Source organism: Pseudacidovorax intermedius (assembly GCF_001476815.1).
Classification (GTDB): Bacteria; Pseudomonadota; Gammaproteobacteria; order Burkholderiales; family Burkholderiaceae_C; genus Xenophilus; species Xenophilus intermedius_A.
The window spans coordinates 1-15116 of the sequence record NZ_LDSL01000040.1 but is presented as its reverse complement, the minus strand read 5'-3'; the positions used below and the strand labels follow the sequence as shown (position 1 = coordinate 15116).

Sequence of the window (15116 nt, the reverse complement as noted above, 5' to 3'; positions counted from 1 at the left end):
GAGTCACCCCAGCCGTTCGCCCTGAGCCTGTCGAAGGGCCGCCCTGGCGCCTCGGCTTCGACAGGCTCAGCCCGAACGGTTTGTGGTGCACCAACGGTCCAAGACACCCCCACCACCATGTCCAAATTCCAAGTCAAGAAAGTCGCCGTCCTCGGCGCAGGCGTGATGGGCGCGCAGATCGCGGCCCATCTCGTCAACGTGCGCGTGCCGGTCATCCTCTTCGACCTGCCTGCGAAAGAGGGGCCCAAGAGCGGCATCGTGCTCAAGGCCGTCGACAACCTCAAGAAGCTCAAGCCCGCGCCGCTGGGCGTGGCCGAGGACGCGGCGCTGATCCAGGCCGCCAACTACGAAGAGCACCTGGGCCTGCTGGGCGACTGCGACCTCGTCATCGAGGCCATCGCCGAGCGCATGGACTGGAAGCTCGACCTCTACAAGAAGATTGCGCCCCACGTCGCGCCGCATGCCATCCTGGCCTCCAACACCTCGGGCCTGTCCATCACGAAGCTCGCCGAGGCGGTGCCCGAGAGCATCCGCCCGCGCTTCTGCGGCATCCACTTCTTCAACCCGCCGCGCTACATGACGCTGGTGGAGCTGATCCCCACGCCCACCACCAATGCCCAGGTGCTGGACGACCTGGAAGCCTTCGCCGTTACCGCGCTGGGCAAGGGCGTGGTGCGCGCCAAGGACACGCCCAACTTCATCGCCAACCGCATCGGCATCGCCGGCATGCTGGCCACGATGAAGGAGGTGGAGAAATTCGGCTTGTCCTTCGACGTGGTCGACGACCTGACGGGCAAGCGCCTGGGCCGCGCCAGCTCGGGCACCTTCCGCACGGCCGACGTGGTGGGCCTGGACACCATGGCCCACGTCGTCAAGACGCTGCAGGACAACCTGAGCGAAGCCACCGATCCGTTCTACCCCAACTTCGCCACGCCGCCGGTGCTGGCCAAGCTGATCGAGCTGGGCCATCTGGGTCAGAAGACCAAGGGCGGCTTCTACAAGAAGGCGGGCCGCGACATCCTGCGCTTCGATCTGGAATCGGGCGACTACGTGCCTGCGGGCCAGAAGGCCGACGAGGTCTACGGCCGCATGCTCAAGAAGCCGGCGGGCCAGCGCCTGAAGCTGCTGCGCGAGAGCGAAGGGCCGCAGGGCCAGTTCCTGTGGGCCATCCTGCGCGACGGCTTCCACTACGCGGCGCTGCACCTGGCCGACATCGCCGAGAGCGCCCGCGACGTGGATCTCGCCATGCGCTGGGGCTTCGGCATGAAGCAGGGCCCCTTCGAGCTGTGGCAGGAGGCCGGCTGGTCGCAGGTGGCGCAGTGGATCCAGGAAGACATCGACGCCGGCAAGGCGCTGGCCAAGGCGTCGCTGCCGAAGTGGGTGTTCGAAGGCCCGGTGGCCGAGGCCGGCGGCGTGCACACGCCCGCAGGCTCTTGGAGCGCCGCCGAGCAGCGCTTCGTGCCCGAGCGCCGCCTGCCGGTGCATGCGCGCCAGCTCTTCCCCGAAAGCGTGCTGGGCAGCGGCGCCAAGGCCGTCGAAGAGTCCGGCACCACGATCAGCGACGAGGGCGACGTGCGCGTCTGGACGCTGGACCGCCCGGGCTATGAGGGCGTGCTGATCGCCAGCATCCATTCCAAGATGAACGCCATCAGCCCCGACGTGGCCGAAGCACTGGCCGAGGCCGTGGCGCTGGCCGAGCGCGAGTACCAGGGCTTGGTGATCTGGTCGCCGTCGGACAAGTTCTCCGTCGGCGCGGACCTGCAGGCGATGCTGCCCGCCTTCGTGGTGGCCGGCGTGGGCGCCATCGAGGGCGCAGAGCAGGCGCTGCAGGACGTGATGCTGCGCATCCGCTACGCCAGCGTGCCGGTGGTCTCCGCGGTGCGCGGCATGGCCCTGGGCGGTGGTTGCGAGTTGGCGGTGCACAGCGCCCGCCGCGTGGTCGCGATGGAAAGCTACATCGGCCTGGTGGAAGTGGGCGTGGGCCTGGTGCCCGGCGCCGGCGGCCTGACCTACATCGCCCGCCGCGCGGCCGAGAACGCCGCCGCCTCCACCGGCACCGACCTGCTGCCCTTCCTCACCGAAGGCTTCACCGCCGCCGCCATGGCCAAGGTGGGCACCAGCGCGCTGGAGTCGAAGAAGCTGGGCTACCTGATCGAGGGCGACGTGATCGTCCCGCACAAGGACGAGCTGCTGCACGTGGCCATCGGCCAGGTCAAGGCCATGAGCGATGCCGGCTGGCGCCCGCCGCTGGCGAAGCCCTTCCGCGTGGCCGGCCGCAGCGGCGCCGCCACGATCAAGGGCCAGCTGGTCAACATGCGCGACGGCGGCTTCATCAGCGCGCACGACTTCCACATCGCCAGCCTGATCGCCCACGTGGTGACCGGCGGCGACGTGGACCCCGGCACCCTGGTGACCGAGGAGTACCTGATGCGCCTGGAGCGCGAAGCCTTCTGCGCGCTGGTGCAGCATCCCAAGACCCAGGAGCGGATCATGGGGATGCTGTCCACTGGCAAGCCGGTACGTAACTGACCCGCCTTGCTCCTTCCCCCTTTGGGGGAAGGCAGGGATGGGGGCCAGTGCCACACCACCGCTCATGCAGAACCAATCCACCCCCGCCGTCCGCATCCACGCGCGCGCCCTACGGACCGCAATGACCGACGCCGAGCGTCGCCTGTGGTCGGCTCTGCGCGGCGAGCAGTTGGGCGTGAAGTTCCGGCGGCAGCATCCGCTCGGTCCGTACATCGCGGACTTCGCCTGCCTGGCGCCGAAGCTGATCGTGGAACTGGACGGTTCGCAGCATGCGCAGCAGCGCGCGTACGACCAGGCACGCGATGCCTTCTTCGAGGCGCAAGGATTCGCCGTCCTTCGCTTCGCTTCCAACGAACCCTTCATCAATCCAGAGGGTGTTCTGCACGCCATTGCCCTGCGACTGGCATCGCTGGCGGTGCAGGCGAGCCCCCATCCCAGCCTTCCCCCAGCGGGGGAAGGAGCCCAACACCCAGGAGCCCCGGCATGAGCAGCAAGCAAGTTCAAGACGCCTACATCGTCGCCGCCACGCGCACCCCCATCGGCAAGTCGCACCGCGGCTTCTTCCGCAACACCCGGCCGGACGACCTGCTGGCCACCACGCTGAAGGCAGCGCTGGCGCAGGTGCCGCGGCTCGATCCGCAGACCATCGAGGACATCGTCTGCGGCTGCGCCATTCCCGAGGCGCAGCAGGGCCTGAACGTGGCGCGCATCGCTGCCGTGCTGGCGGGCCTGCCCACCAGCGTGGGCGGCATCACCGTCAACCGCTTCTGCGCCTCGGGCCTGTCGGCGGTGCAGATGGCGGCCGACCGCATCCGCGTGGGCGAGGCCGAGGTGATGATCGCCGCCGGCGTCGAGAGCATGAGCATGGTGCCGATGATGGGCAACGCGCCCTCGCTGTCGCCCGCCATCTTCGAGCGCGACGGCGACGTGGGCATCGCCTACGGCATGGGCCTGACGGCGGAAAAAGTGGCGCAGCAGTGGAAGGTGAGCCGCGAGGCGCAGGACGCCTTCGCCCTCGAATCGCACCGCCGCGCCGTCGCCGCCCAACAGGCCGGCGAGTTCGCCGACGAGATCACGCCCATCGAGGTCACCGACCGCGGCTTCGACGCTGCCAGCGGCGAGACCACCGAGAAGACGCGAACCGTCAGCCTGGACGAGGGCCCGCGGCCCGACACCAGCCTGGAGGGCCTGGCCAAGCTGCGCACCGTGTTCGCCGCCCGCGGCACGGTGACGGCCGGCAACAGCTCGCAGACCTCGGACGGCGCCGGTGCGCTGATCCTGGCGAGCGAGGCCGCCTGCCAGAAGTACGACCTGCAGCCGCTGGCGCGCTTCGTCAGCTTCGCCAGCAAGGGCGTGCCGCCGGCCATCATGGGCATCGGCCCCATCGAGGCGATCCCGGCCGCGCTGCGCTATGCCGGCCTCAAGCAGGACGACATCGACTGGTTCGAACTGAACGAGGCCTTCGCGGCCCAGTCGCTGGCCGTCATCAACACGCTCGGTCTGGACGCGGCCAAGGTCAACCCCATGGGCGGCGCGATCGCTTTGGGCCATCCGCTGGGCGCCACCGGTGCCATCCGCGCGGCCACCGTCGTGCATGCGCTGCGCCGCAGGCAGCTCAAGTACGGCATGGTGACCATGTGCGTGGGCATGGGGCAGGGCGCGGCCGGCATCTTCGAGCGCGTCTGAGCGCGCGCCGGCCGACCGGCCGGCGCCCGCGCCGACCCGTCGGCAGCGGCCGGCGGCTGCGGGTTCCTCCGGAGGCCGGCGCGTCCCGCACACGACTCGCGCGCTCCGTCGCTTTATGCACACTGCCGCCATGAACGACCACCCGCTCGATCGTGCCCTCGCGCTGTCGCACAGCGACATCCAGTCCGGGCTTTTCACCGGGGCCACCAGTCCCGACTACTGGAACATGGTCGGGCCCTTCGGCGGGACGACGGCGGCGCTGCTGCTGCAGGCCGTGATGCAGCATCCGGACCGGCTGGGCGAGCCGATCGCGCTCACGGTCAACTACGCGGCGGCCGTGACCGAGGGCGCGCTGCAGGTGCAGGCGGTGCCGGTGCGCACCAACCGCTCCACGCAGCACTGGACGCTCACGCTCAGCCAGGCCGGCGAGGAAGGCCGGCCCCAGCCCAACACCACGGCCACCGCCGTCACGGCGCTGCGGCGGCAGACCTGGAGCACCACGGACCTCGCCATGCCCCAGGTGCCGGCCCCGGCAGACGTGCCCGGCATGGTCGCCGGCCCCAAGGGCGTGGCCTGGGTCGGCCAGTACGACATGCGGCCCATCCGCGGCGGCATTCCGCGCGAATGGAACGATGCCGGCGACCACAGCGAAACGCTGATTTGGGTGCGCGACGCGCAACCGCGCACGCTGGACTTCCCCGCGCTGGCGGCGATGAGCGATGTGTTCTACCCGCGTGCCTGGCTGCGGCGTGCCCGGCCGGTGCCGGCGGGCACCGTGTCCATCACCACCTACTTCCATGCCAGCGCGGCCGAACTGGCGCAGGTGGGCCATGGCCATCTGCTCGGGCGCGCCACGGGTCAGCAGTTCCGCAACGGTTTCTTCGACCAGACCGCGCAGCTCTGGAGCGAGGCCGGGCTGCTGCTCGCCACCAGCCATCAGATCGTCTACTACAAGGAATAGCGCACCCGCGCGTTCCGCCATCGCCAGGAGCCACCATGCCCCAGCCCGCAGCCCTGATCGTCGGTGCCGGCGACGCCACCGGCGGCGCCATCGCCCGCGCCTTCGCGCGCGAAGGCTATGCCGCCTGCGTCACCCGCCGCAGCGCCGACAAGCTGGCACCGCTGGTGGCGCAGATCCAGGCCGACGGCGGCACCGCCCATGCCTTCGGCAGCGACGCGCGCAGGGAGGACGAGGTCGTCGCCCTGGTCGCGCAGATCGAAGCCACCGTCGGCCCCATCGAGGTGATGGTGTTCAACATCGGCGCCAACGTGCCCGAGAGCATCCTCAGCGAGACGGCGCGCAAGTACTTCAAGGTCTGGGAGATGGCCTGCTTCTCGGGCTTCCTCAACGCCCGCGAGGTGGCCAAACGCATGGTGGCGCGGCCGCTGCCGGCCGGCGGGCAGCGTGGCACGATCCTGTTCACCGGCGCCACGGCCTCGCTGCGCGGTGGCGCCAACTTCGCCGCCTTCTCGGGCGCCAAGATGGCGCTGCGGGCGCTGGCCCAGAGCATGGCGCGCGAACTGGGGCCGCAGGGCATCCACGTGGCGCACACCATCATCGACGGTGCCATCGACACCGAATTCATCCGCAGCAACTTCCCCGAGCGCTATGCGCGCAAGGCCGACGACGGCATCCTGAACCCCGAGCACATCGCCCAGGCCTACGTGATGCTGCACCGCCAGCCGCGCGATGCCTGGACGCACGAGCTGGACCTGCGGCCGTGGATCGAGAATTTCTGAGCGCCGGCTGCGCAGCAACCGGGCCGGCCCGGCATCATTGCGGCACCCCCACGAGAACGACTGGAGACTTCCCATGACCGCTCCCGCCCGCGTCGAATGCTTCTTCGACTTCGGCAGCCCGGCCGCCTACCTGGCCTGGATGCAGCTGCCCCATGTGTGCGCCGACACGGGCGCCGAGCTGGTCTGGCGGCCGATGCTGCTGGGCGGCGTGTTCCAGGCCACCGGCAATCGCTCGCCGGCCGAGGTCGAGGCCAAGGGCCGCTACATGCGCGAGGACCTGCAGCGCTTCGCGCGCCGCGCCGGCGTGCCCTTTGCGCACAATCCGCATTTCCCCATCAACACGCTGACGCTGATGCGCGGCGCCACGGCGATGCAGATGCACCGGCCTGAGCGCTTCCAGGGCTATGCGCAGGCCGTGTTCGAGGCCATGTGGGCGCAGCCGCGCAACCTGGGCGACGTGGGCGAGCTGACAGCCGTGCTCGCCGCCGCCGGCTTCAATGCGGCCGAGTTCATGACGCTGCTGGCCCGCCAGGACGTCAAGGACCAGCTCAAGGCCACCACGCAGGAGGCCGTGGAGCGCGGCGTGTTCGGCGCGCCGACGATGTTCGTCGGCGAGCAGATGTTCTGGGGCCAGGACCGGCTGGACTTCGTGCGCGACGCCCTGACCCCCCATTGATTCTTCTTTTCACCTCCCAAGCACCATGAGCGACATCCTCGTCCACACCGAAGCGGGTGTGACCACCCTGACTTTCAACCGCGTCGACAAGAAGAACTCCATCACCAGCCGCATGTATGCCGCGCTGGCCGATGCACTCGATGCCGCGCGCGACGACGCGGCCGTGCGCTGCGTGCTGATCCAGGGCGATGCCACCATCTTCTCGGCCGGCAACGACATCGGCGATTTCCTCAACCAGCCGCCGTCGACCCAAGAGTCGCCGGTGTTCCGCTTCCTGCGCGGCATTGCGGCCTTTCCCAAGCCGGTGGTCGCGGCCGTCTGCGGCCCGGCGGTGGGCATCGGCACCACGCTGCTCTTCCACTGCGACCTGGTCTACGCCGGCGACAACGCGGCCTTCTCCATGCCCTTCGTCAACCTGGGCCTGTGCCCCGAGGCGGCGTCGAGCCTGCTGGTGCCGCAGATGTTCGGCTACCACCGCGCGGCCGAGGCGCTGCTGCTGGGCGAGCCCTTCATGGCCGAGGCCGCGCTGGAAGTGGGCCTGGTCAACCGCGTGCTGCCGCCCACGGAGTGCAACGCCTATGCGCAGCAGCAGGCCCGTAAGCTGGCCGCCAAGCCGCTGTCGGCGCTGATCGAGACCAAGCGCCTGCTCAAGAAGACCCAGTCCGCCGCCGTGGTCGAGCGCATGGACGAGGAGGGCGCGAGCTTCGGCCGCATGCTGCGCGAACCCGCCGCGCGCGAGGCCTTCACGGCCTTCATGGAGAAGCGCCGGCCGGACTTCAGCAAGGTGTGAGGAAGTAGAACACCCCCCATGCCGCTTCGCGGCTCCCCCCTCCCTGGCGCCTTCGGCTTGGAGGGGGGCGCACCCAGTGGCCTGGCGAAGCCAGTTCCCCGGGTGCCCGCGCATGGCCTGCTCCGCGGCCACTCGATCTTTGGAGATGCATTCACGCGGTGTGGGTGGCGTCTAGCGCCTGCCGGCGGCGGGCGGGCTGGGTCGCGTGCAGGTGCACGGCGAAGGTGTCCCAGGGCGGCACGATGCCGGCGTCGCGAAGGATGCGGCCCACCTCCGCGCGGTGGTAGGTGCCGTGCGTGGCCACGTGCAGCAGCATCTCGGCGCCCGACATGCAGCCCGGGTCGCCGTCGGTGAAGACGAAGGTGCGGCGCCGTGCCAGCTGCCCGGGCGTGGCGCTCGCCAGATGGTCCAGGTACCAGCGGTCGGACGCGGCCATCGCCGACCGCAGCGCATCCAGCTCGGCCGTCTGTGGCGTGTTGTCGGCGTCGTAGCCGTGCGGCAGGCCCTGCAGGTGCGCCTCGAAGATGCGGGCCACCACGTGCACGTGGCCGAGCAGGCGCAGGGCGGCCTCGCGCTCGTCCGGGTGCATCCGCGGGTCGAGCAGTGCGACGGCATCGAACAGTTCACCATGGGCCCAGACCTGATGGTGGAACAGCGCGCGCAGCAAGGGGAGGGCGTCCATGGGTATCGCTCCAGTGAAGAGAAATGCGAGTAGATTGCTCGCATCTTCGAAGGAGGCCGCACCCGTGTCCACTCGCATTCCTGCCGTGCCCTCCGCCATGCGCAAGTCCCCGCGCCAAGCCCGTTCGCAGGCCACGGTGCAGGCCATCGTGACGGCGGCGGCTCGCATTCTGGGCGAGCGCGGCTGGGCCGGCTTCACCACCAATGCGGTGGCAGCGCTGGCCGGCGTCAGCATCGGCTCGCTCTACCAGTACTTTCCGGACAAGCGTGCGCTGGTGGACGCCGTGCGCCGCGCCCATACCGACGACGTGCTCGCCGCCATGGACCGGGCGCTGGCCGGCACGCAGCCGCTCGCGCGGCGGGCGGACCTGCTGGTGCGCGGGCTGGTCGCCGCCCACAGCGTCCATCCCGGGCTGCATCGCGTGCTGCTCGATGCGTCGCCGCGCCATGCGCCGGGGGATGCGGCGCAGGCCGACGTCGAGGCACGCCTTCTGGCCGGCTACGACGTATTGGCCGGACAGTCCGCCGGCGGGCCGAAGGCGTCGCGCCGGGCAAGGGCCCAGGTCCTGGCGGATGCAGTGGACGGCGTGATCCACAACGCGGCGCGCCGCGGCACGCTGCAGTCGCCGCGACTGCGGCGCGAACTGGTGAGGCTCATCTGCGCGCAGTTGGTGCCCGGCGGGGGCTGACGGGCTGGGGCCGACATGGGCCCGCAAATCAATGCGGGCCCTGCTGCGCGGCGGAGCCTCAGCCCTTGGGCGGCACCACCGGCCGCGGCCGGCCGTTCTCGTCGATGGCCACGTAGGTGAGCGAGGCCTCGGTCACCTTCACGTACTCGCCCTGCTGGCGGATGCGCTCGGCGAAGACCTCGACCTTCACCGTGACCGAGGTGCGGCCCACGCGGGTGACGGCGGCGTAGAAGGACAGCAGGTCGCCCACGCGCACCGGCTGCTTGAAGATGAATTCGTTGACCGCCACCGTCGCCATGCGGCCCTGCGCATAGCGGGCCGGGATCACCGAGCCGGCCAGGTCGACCTGGGCCATGACCCAGCCGCCGAAGATGTCGCCGTTGCCGTTGGTGTCGCCCGGCATCGGGATCACCTTGAGCACGAGCTCCATATCGGCGGGCAGGCTTTTGAGGACGGCAGGGGCGGCGGTCGGGGCGGTCATTGGACAATCCGGGAAAACAACGCCGCGGATTGTCCCGCATGCGACTCGGCCCCGGCCAGCCGCGCCAGAAGCCCCCGATGAGACCTGCCCACTCCCTGCCGCCCGCTGCCGAGCCGGGCGCGCCTGCGCCCGCACGCAGCGATGCTGCCACCCTGCGGCGCCTCTTTCCCTATCTCTGGGCCTACAAGTGGCGCGTGCTCGCGGCGCTGCTCTTCATGGTCGGCGCCAAGCTGGCCAACGTCAGCGTGCCGGTGCTGCTCAAGCACCTGGTCGATGCGATGACGCTGCAGCCCGGCGACCCGCGGGCGTTGCTGGTCGTGCCGGCGGCGCTGCTGGTGGGCTACGGGCTGCTGCGCTTTTCCACCTCGCTCTTCACCGAGTTGCGCGAGCTGGTCTTCGCCCGCGCGACCGAGGGGGCGGCGCGGCGCATCTCGCTGGAGGTGTTCCGCCACCTGCACGGCCTGTCGCTGCGCTTCCACCTGGAGCGGCAGACGGGCGGCATGACGCGCGACATCGAGCGCGGCAGCCAGGCGGTGCATTCGCTCATCTCCTATTCGCTCTACAGCATCGTGCCCACGCTGATCGAGCTGGTGCTGGTGCTCGGCATCCTGGGGGTGCGCTTCGACTGGTGGTTCGTGGCCATCACGGGTTCGGCGCTGGTGGTCTACATCGGCTTCACGGTGTGGGTGACGGAGTGGCGCACGCAGTTCCGCCGCAGCATGAACGAGCTGGGGGCCAAAGCGCAGAGCCGGGCCGTGGATTCGCTGCTGAACTACGAGACGGTCAAGTACTTCAACAACGAGGGTTTCGAGGCGCGCCGCTACGACGAGCAGCTGGAGCGCTACCGCCGCGCCGCCGTGCGCAGCCAGACCACGCTGTCGCTGCTCAACACCGGGCAGCAGATGCTGATCGCGTTGAGCCTGGTGGCCATGCTGTGGCGCGCCACGCAGGGCGTGGTGGACGGACGCATGACGCTGGGCGACCTGGTCATGGTCAATGCCTTCATGATCCAGCTGTACATCCCGCTCAACTTCCTGGGCGTGCTCTACCGCGAGATCAAGCAGAGCCTGGTGGACCTGGAGAAGATGTTCGCCCTGCTCGAGCGCGAACGCGAGGTGGCCGATGCGCCGGGCGCGCGCCCGCTGCGTCATCCGGACGGCGACGTGCAGTTCGACGACGTGCACTTCGCCTACGAGCCGGCGCGGCCCATCCTGCGCGGCCTGAGCTTCACCATTCCGGCCGGCAGGACGGTGGCGGTGGTCGGCCCCTCGGGCGCGGGCAAGTCCACGCTGGCGCGGCTGCTCTACCGCTTCTACGACGTCGATCCGGCCTCGGCCGGCACGGGCGGCGGCGCCATCCGCATCGGCGGGCAGGACATCCGCGACGTGACCCAGCACAGCCTGCGCGCCGCCATCGGCATCGTGCCGCAGGACACGGTGCTCTTCAACGACACCATCGGCTACAACATCGCCTACGGCCGGCCCGATGCCAGCCCGGCCGAGGTGGAGGCCGCCGCCCGCGCGGCGCGCATCCACGCCTTCATCGCCGCCACGCCCAAGGGCTACGACACCACGGTGGGCGAGCGTGGGCTCAAACTGTCGGGCGGCGAGAAGCAGCGCGTGGCCATCGCCCGCACGCTGCTCAAGAACCCGCCCATCCTGATCTTCGACGAGGCCACGTCGGCCCTCGACTCCGCCAACGAGCGGGCCATCCAGGCCGAGCTGGCCAGCGCCGCGCGCGGCAAGACCACGCTGGTGATCGCGCACCGGCTCTCCACGGTGGTGGATGCGCACGAGATCCTGGTGCTCGACGCCGGCCAGGTGGTCGAGCGCGGCACCCATGCCGAGCTGCTGTCGCGGGGCGGTGTGTATGCACGCATGTGGTCGCTGCAACAGAACGAGCGCCTGCCCGAGGCCGCCCCTGCCACGCTGGCCGCATCGCAGGATGGCGCCGCGCAGCCTGCCTGAACCGCTTCTTGCTTTCCTTCGCCACCATGTCCGCCAAGATCCCCCTTCTCGTCCTCAATCAGCAGACGCCCGAACATCTGCAGCAGATCGGCGCCGTCTACGACCTCGTGTATGCGCCCACGCCGGCGGAGCGTGCTGCCGCCGTCGCCGGCCGGGGCCGCGACATCCGGGCCGTGCTCACCATCGGCACCCTGGGCCTCACGCCCGACGAGATCGCGGCCATGCCGGCGCTGGAACTGGTGTGCTGCATGGGCGTGGGCTACGAGGGCCTGCCCATGGACGTGCTGCGCGCACGCGGCATCGCCACCGCCAACGGTGCCGGCACCAACGACAGCACGGTGGCCGACCATGCCTTCGGCCTGATCCTGGCCATCGTGCGCCGCATTCCCGAACGCGACCGGCTGTGCCGCGAGGGCGTGTGGCGCGACGTGCTCACCATGCCGCCGCAGCTCGAGGGCCGGCGCCTGGGCATCTTCGGCATGGGGGCCATCGGCGCCAAGCTGGCGCGCCGTGCGGCCGGTTTCGACATGCCGGTGGGCTACCACAACCGCAAGCCGGTGGAAGGCTCGCCGCACCGCTACTTCGACGACCTGGCCGAGCTGGCCCGCTGGTGCGACGTGCTGGTGTGCGCGGCCCCGGGCGGCGCGGCCACGCGGCACAAGGTGAATGCGGCCGTGCTCGAGGCGCTGGGCCCGCAGGGCTACCTGGTCAACGTGGGCCGCGGCAGCCTGGTCGACACCGAGGCGCTGGCCGCGGCATTGCGCAGCGAAACCATTGCCGGCGCCGCGCTCGACGTGTACGAGAGCGAGCCGAAGCGGCCGGAGCCGCTCGTCGGCCTCGCCAACATCGTGCTGTCGCCCCACATGGCGGGCTGGTCGCCCGAGGCCGTGCAGCGCAGCGTGGATCGCTTCATGGCCAATGCCGAAGGGCATTTCGCGGGGCGGGGCGTGGTGTCGCCCATCTGAGCGGCCAGCGGTATGGCCTTGATGAAGACGCCCGGCGTGTACGTCGTCGAGAAGACCGCGTTCCCGAACACCGTCGTGGAAGTCGCCACCGCCGTGGCGGCATTCATCGGCTACACCGAGAAGGCCGAGAAGGCCGGGAACGACGGGCAAGCGCTTGTGCGCAAGCCCTGGCCCATCGCGTCGATGACGGAATTCGAGCAGTACTTCGGCGGACCGCCGCAGCCCTGCTTCACGTTGAAGGTGGTCGACGACCCGACGGCCGACCCGTCACCCGCCATCGACATGAGGGGTCCGCGTCCGCAGGTCAGCACCTTCGAGCACCAGGGCCGCACCTACCGACTGACGCGCGCGGCGGGCAAGGCGGGCCACGGCTACCGGATGCACGCCGCGATGCGCCACTTCTTCCAGAACGGCGGCGGGCCCTGCTACGTGGTCAGTGTGGGCGTGTACGGCGACGCGGCGAGCGCGCCGGAGATCGACGGCCGCAGCCTGATCGATGGCATCGCGCTGCTGCTCAAGGAACAGGAGCCGACCCTGGTGGTGGTGCCCGATGCGGTATCGCTTCCCAGCGCGGACTGTGCCGCGGTTCAAGCTGCGATGCTCATGCATTGCGGCGGCGAGATGCGCAACCGCTTCGCCATCCTCGATGTATGGGGCGGCGACTGCAGCCGGCAGGACCCCGCGGGCGACTGCATCGACAGCTTCCGCAACGCCCTTGGCCCGAATTTCCTCGACTTCGGCGCGGCCTACTACCCGTGGGTGCACACCACACTGATGCAGACCAGCGATTTCCGCTACTGGATGGTGGAAAACACGGCCGAGCTGGCCGCGCTGATCGGCGACGCGCTGCAACTGGACACGCGCCCGGTCGGCGACCCGCAGGCCGAGCCGCAAAGGCAGGCCCTTGCCGACGTGGCGAAAGCGCAGGTCGATCCGGGGACGCGCCGCATCGAACGGGACGAATCGCTGCTGGCGATGAGCACGCTCTACGCCCGGGTCCGCGACGAGGCGCTGCGGCAGATGAACCTGATGCCGCCGTCGGCGGCGATGGCCGGCCTGTACACCGCAGTCGACCACGCGCGCGGTGTGTGGGCGGCGCCGGCCAACATCGCCATGGCGGGGGTGCTCGCGCCGGCGGTCGCCATCTCCGGCGCCGAGCAGGAAGATCTCCGTGCTCCGCTCTCCGGCAAGAGCATCAACGCCATCCGCAGCTTCACCGGCGAGGGCGTGCTCGTGTGGGGGGCACGCACCCTCGACGGCAACAGCCTCGACTGGCGTGACGTCAACCTGCGCCGCACGATGATCATGCTCGAGGAGAGCTGCAAGCTTGCCACCAAGGCCTTCGTGTTCGAGCCCAACACCGTGGCGACCTGGACGACCCTCCAGGCCATGATCGCCCGCTACCTCACCGGCGTCTGGCAGCACGGCGGCCTGATGGGCGCCACGCCCGAGGACGCGTTCAGCGTGCAGGTGGGCCTGGGGCAGACGATGACGCCCGACGATGTCCTGGAGGGCGTCCTGCGCATCACCGTGCTCGTCGCCCTCCGCCGACCGGCGGAATTCATCGAGATCACCTTCCAGCAGCAGATGCAGAAGTCCTGAGCGCCCGTCGCCGCCGTGCCCGGCGAAGGTAGGGCCTGGCGCGGACGCTAGACCTGCCCGAGCACCGGCGCATGCCAGCGCGACCATGGGCAGGCCTGGTCGTAGGCATGGCCCAGCTGCAGCACCGCCAGGTCGGCGTTGGCCGGGCCGGCCAGCTGCAGGCCCATCGGCAAGCCTTGCGGCCCGAAGCCCGCGCGCACGTTGAGCGTGGGCAGCCCCGCCAGCGTGAAGGGCGTGACGATCTCCATCCAGTGGTGGTAGGTCTGGCTCTTCACGCCGGCCACCTCGTCCGGCCAGTGCCGCTCGGCATCGAAGGGAAAGACCTGCGCCGTCGGCGCCACCACGGCGTCGAAGCGCTCGAATAGGCGGGCGAAGGCGCGGTAGACGTTCGAGCGCCAGGTGGAGGCCTGGTAGAGCGAGGCGGCATCGAGGTTTCGGGCCTGGTCGATCTCCCACAGTGCCTCGGGCTTGATGCGCGCCCGGTGGCGCGGGTCGGCGGCCAGGGTGCCCAGCTTGCCGCCCACCAGCAGCTGGCGCAGCCGCAGCCAGGCCTGCCAGTTCTGCTCGCGCGGCACGTCGAGCCGGCAGGCGTCGACTTCGCAGCCCATGTCGCGGAACACGCCCAGCGCCTGCTCGCAGGTCGCCATCACGGCCGGGTCCACGGGCAGGTCGGGCCACAGGCTGCCCAGCCAGCCGATGCGCAGGCCGCGCACGTCCACCTCGAGGTCGAGTTCGTCGGCATCGGGCAGCGCGTCGGTCAGCGACAGGGGCACGCGGCGGTCCGCGCCGGCCTGCACGCACAGCAGGCGCGCGGCATCTTCCACGGTGCGCGCCATCGGGCCTTCGGTGCTCAGCTGGTTGAAGAACAGGTCTTCGTCCGGCGAGCCCGGCACGCGCCCTCGCGAGGGCCGGAAGCCGATGACGTTGTTGAAAGCCGCGGGGTTGCGCAGCGAGCCCATCATGTCGCTGCCGTCGGCCACCGGCAGCATGCCCAGGGCCAGCGCCACGGCCGCGCCGCCGCTGCTGCCGCCGGCCGACTTGCTGTCGTCCCAGGCGTTGCGGGTGGTGCCGAAGACGGTGTTGTAGGTGTGCGAGCCGAGCCCGAACTCCGGCGTGTTGCTCTTGCCGATGACGATGGCGCCGGCGGCGCGGGCGCGCGCCACGTGCAGGCTGTCGTGGCGCGCCGGGCCGGTGGGTGCCAGCGGCGAGCCCATCGAGGTGGGCAGGCCGGCGGCATGGCTCAGGTCCTTCACCGCCAGTGGAAAGCCGTGCATCCAGCCCAGGCGCTCACCGCGCGCGAGCTGCGCATC

At 70.4% G+C, this 15116-nt stretch carries 14 protein-coding genes; 11 read left to right on the top strand and 3 right to left on the bottom strand.

Going from position 1 to position 15116, the window contains the following annotated elements:
- Positions 1-117 precede the first annotated feature (117 nt).
- The 7 genes from NS331_RS06135 (at position 118) to NS331_RS06105 (ending at position 7421) form a co-directional block, all read left to right on the top strand.
- Positions 118-2529, top strand: coding sequence for a 3-hydroxyacyl-CoA dehydrogenase/enoyl-CoA hydratase family protein (locus NS331_RS06135; protein ID WP_058641126.1), 2412 nt, complete (start codon positions 118-120; stop codon positions 2527-2529).
- 64 nt (positions 2530-2593) lie between these two features.
- Positions 2594-3016 (top strand): endonuclease domain-containing protein, encoded by a 423-nt coding sequence (locus NS331_RS06130; RefSeq protein ID WP_058641125.1) that lies wholly within the window; start codon positions 2594-2596, stop codon positions 3014-3016.
- Complete coding sequence (locus NS331_RS06125; RefSeq protein WP_058641124.1) at positions 3013-4215, top strand: acetyl-CoA C-acyltransferase; 1203 nt, start codon at positions 3013-3015, stop codon at positions 4213-4215. The genes NS331_RS06130 and NS331_RS06125 overlap by 4 nt, the downstream gene beginning before the upstream one ends.
- Before the next feature lie 130 nt (positions 4216-4345).
- Entirely contained in the window at positions 4346-5176 is an 831-nt protein-coding gene (locus NS331_RS06120) for an acyl-CoA thioesterase (RefSeq protein ID WP_058641147.1), read from the top strand.
- A gap of 35 nt (positions 5177-5211) precedes the next feature.
- Positions 5212-5955 (top strand): SDR family oxidoreductase, encoded by a 744-nt coding sequence (locus tag NS331_RS06115; protein ID WP_058641123.1) that lies wholly within the window; start codon positions 5212-5214, stop codon positions 5953-5955.
- 73 nt (positions 5956-6028) lie between these two features.
- Entirely contained in the window at positions 6029-6631 is a 603-nt protein-coding gene (locus NS331_RS06110) for a 2-hydroxychromene-2-carboxylate isomerase (protein ID WP_058641122.1), read from the top strand.
- A gap of 25 nt (positions 6632-6656) precedes the next feature.
- Entirely contained in the window at positions 6657-7421 is a 765-nt protein-coding gene (locus NS331_RS06105; RefSeq protein WP_058641121.1) for an enoyl-CoA hydratase, read from the top strand.
- A gap of 151 nt (positions 7422-7572) precedes the next feature.
- On the opposite strand, the gene NS331_RS06100 is transcribed toward NS331_RS06105, so the two are convergent.
- Positions 7573-8103 carry a DinB family protein gene (locus tag NS331_RS06100; protein ID WP_058641120.1) on the bottom strand — a complete coding sequence of 177 codons (531 nt, stop codon included), beginning with the start codon at positions 8101-8103 and terminating at the stop codon, positions 7573-7575.
- 97 nt (positions 8104-8200) lie between these two features.
- On the opposite strand from NS331_RS06100, the gene NS331_RS06095 reads away from it, so the two are divergent.
- Complete coding sequence (locus NS331_RS06095; RefSeq protein ID WP_058641146.1) at positions 8201-8791, top strand: TetR/AcrR family transcriptional regulator; 591 nt, start codon at positions 8201-8203, stop codon at positions 8789-8791.
- Between the two features lie 58 nt (positions 8792-8849).
- Here the strand turns inward: NS331_RS06095 and NS331_RS06090 are convergent, their stop codons facing one another.
- Positions 8850-9272: an acyl-CoA thioesterase gene (locus NS331_RS06090; RefSeq protein ID WP_058641119.1), complete on the bottom strand. Its 423-nt coding sequence runs from the start codon at positions 9270-9272 to the stop codon at positions 8850-8852.
- A 77-nt stretch (positions 9273-9349) separates the two neighbouring features.
- Between NS331_RS06090 and NS331_RS06085 the strand changes: the two genes are divergently transcribed.
- From NS331_RS06085 to NS331_RS06075, 3 genes are read left to right on the top strand one after another with little or no spacing between them, the layout of a single operon-like run.
- Positions 9350-11239 (top strand): ABCB family ABC transporter ATP-binding protein/permease, encoded by a 1890-nt coding sequence (locus NS331_RS06085; protein WP_058641118.1) that lies wholly within the window; start codon positions 9350-9352, stop codon positions 11237-11239.
- 26 nt (positions 11240-11265) lie between these two features.
- Positions 11266-12204, top strand: coding sequence for a 2-hydroxyacid dehydrogenase (locus tag NS331_RS06080; RefSeq protein ID WP_058641145.1), 939 nt, complete (start codon positions 11266-11268; stop codon positions 12202-12204).
- Positions 12205-12225: 21 nt separating this feature from the next.
- The gene (locus tag NS331_RS06075) at positions 12226-13806 is read left to right on the top strand and encodes a phage tail sheath family protein (protein ID WP_242873668.1); all 1581 of its coding nucleotides are present in this window, start codon (positions 12226-12228) and stop codon (positions 13804-13806) included.
- A gap of 47 nt (positions 13807-13853) precedes the next feature.
- Here NS331_RS06075 and NS331_RS06070 read toward each other — a convergent pair.
- A partial coding sequence (locus tag NS331_RS06070; RefSeq protein ID WP_058641116.1) for an amidase occupies positions 13854-15116 on the bottom strand: 1263 nt, incomplete at its 5' end.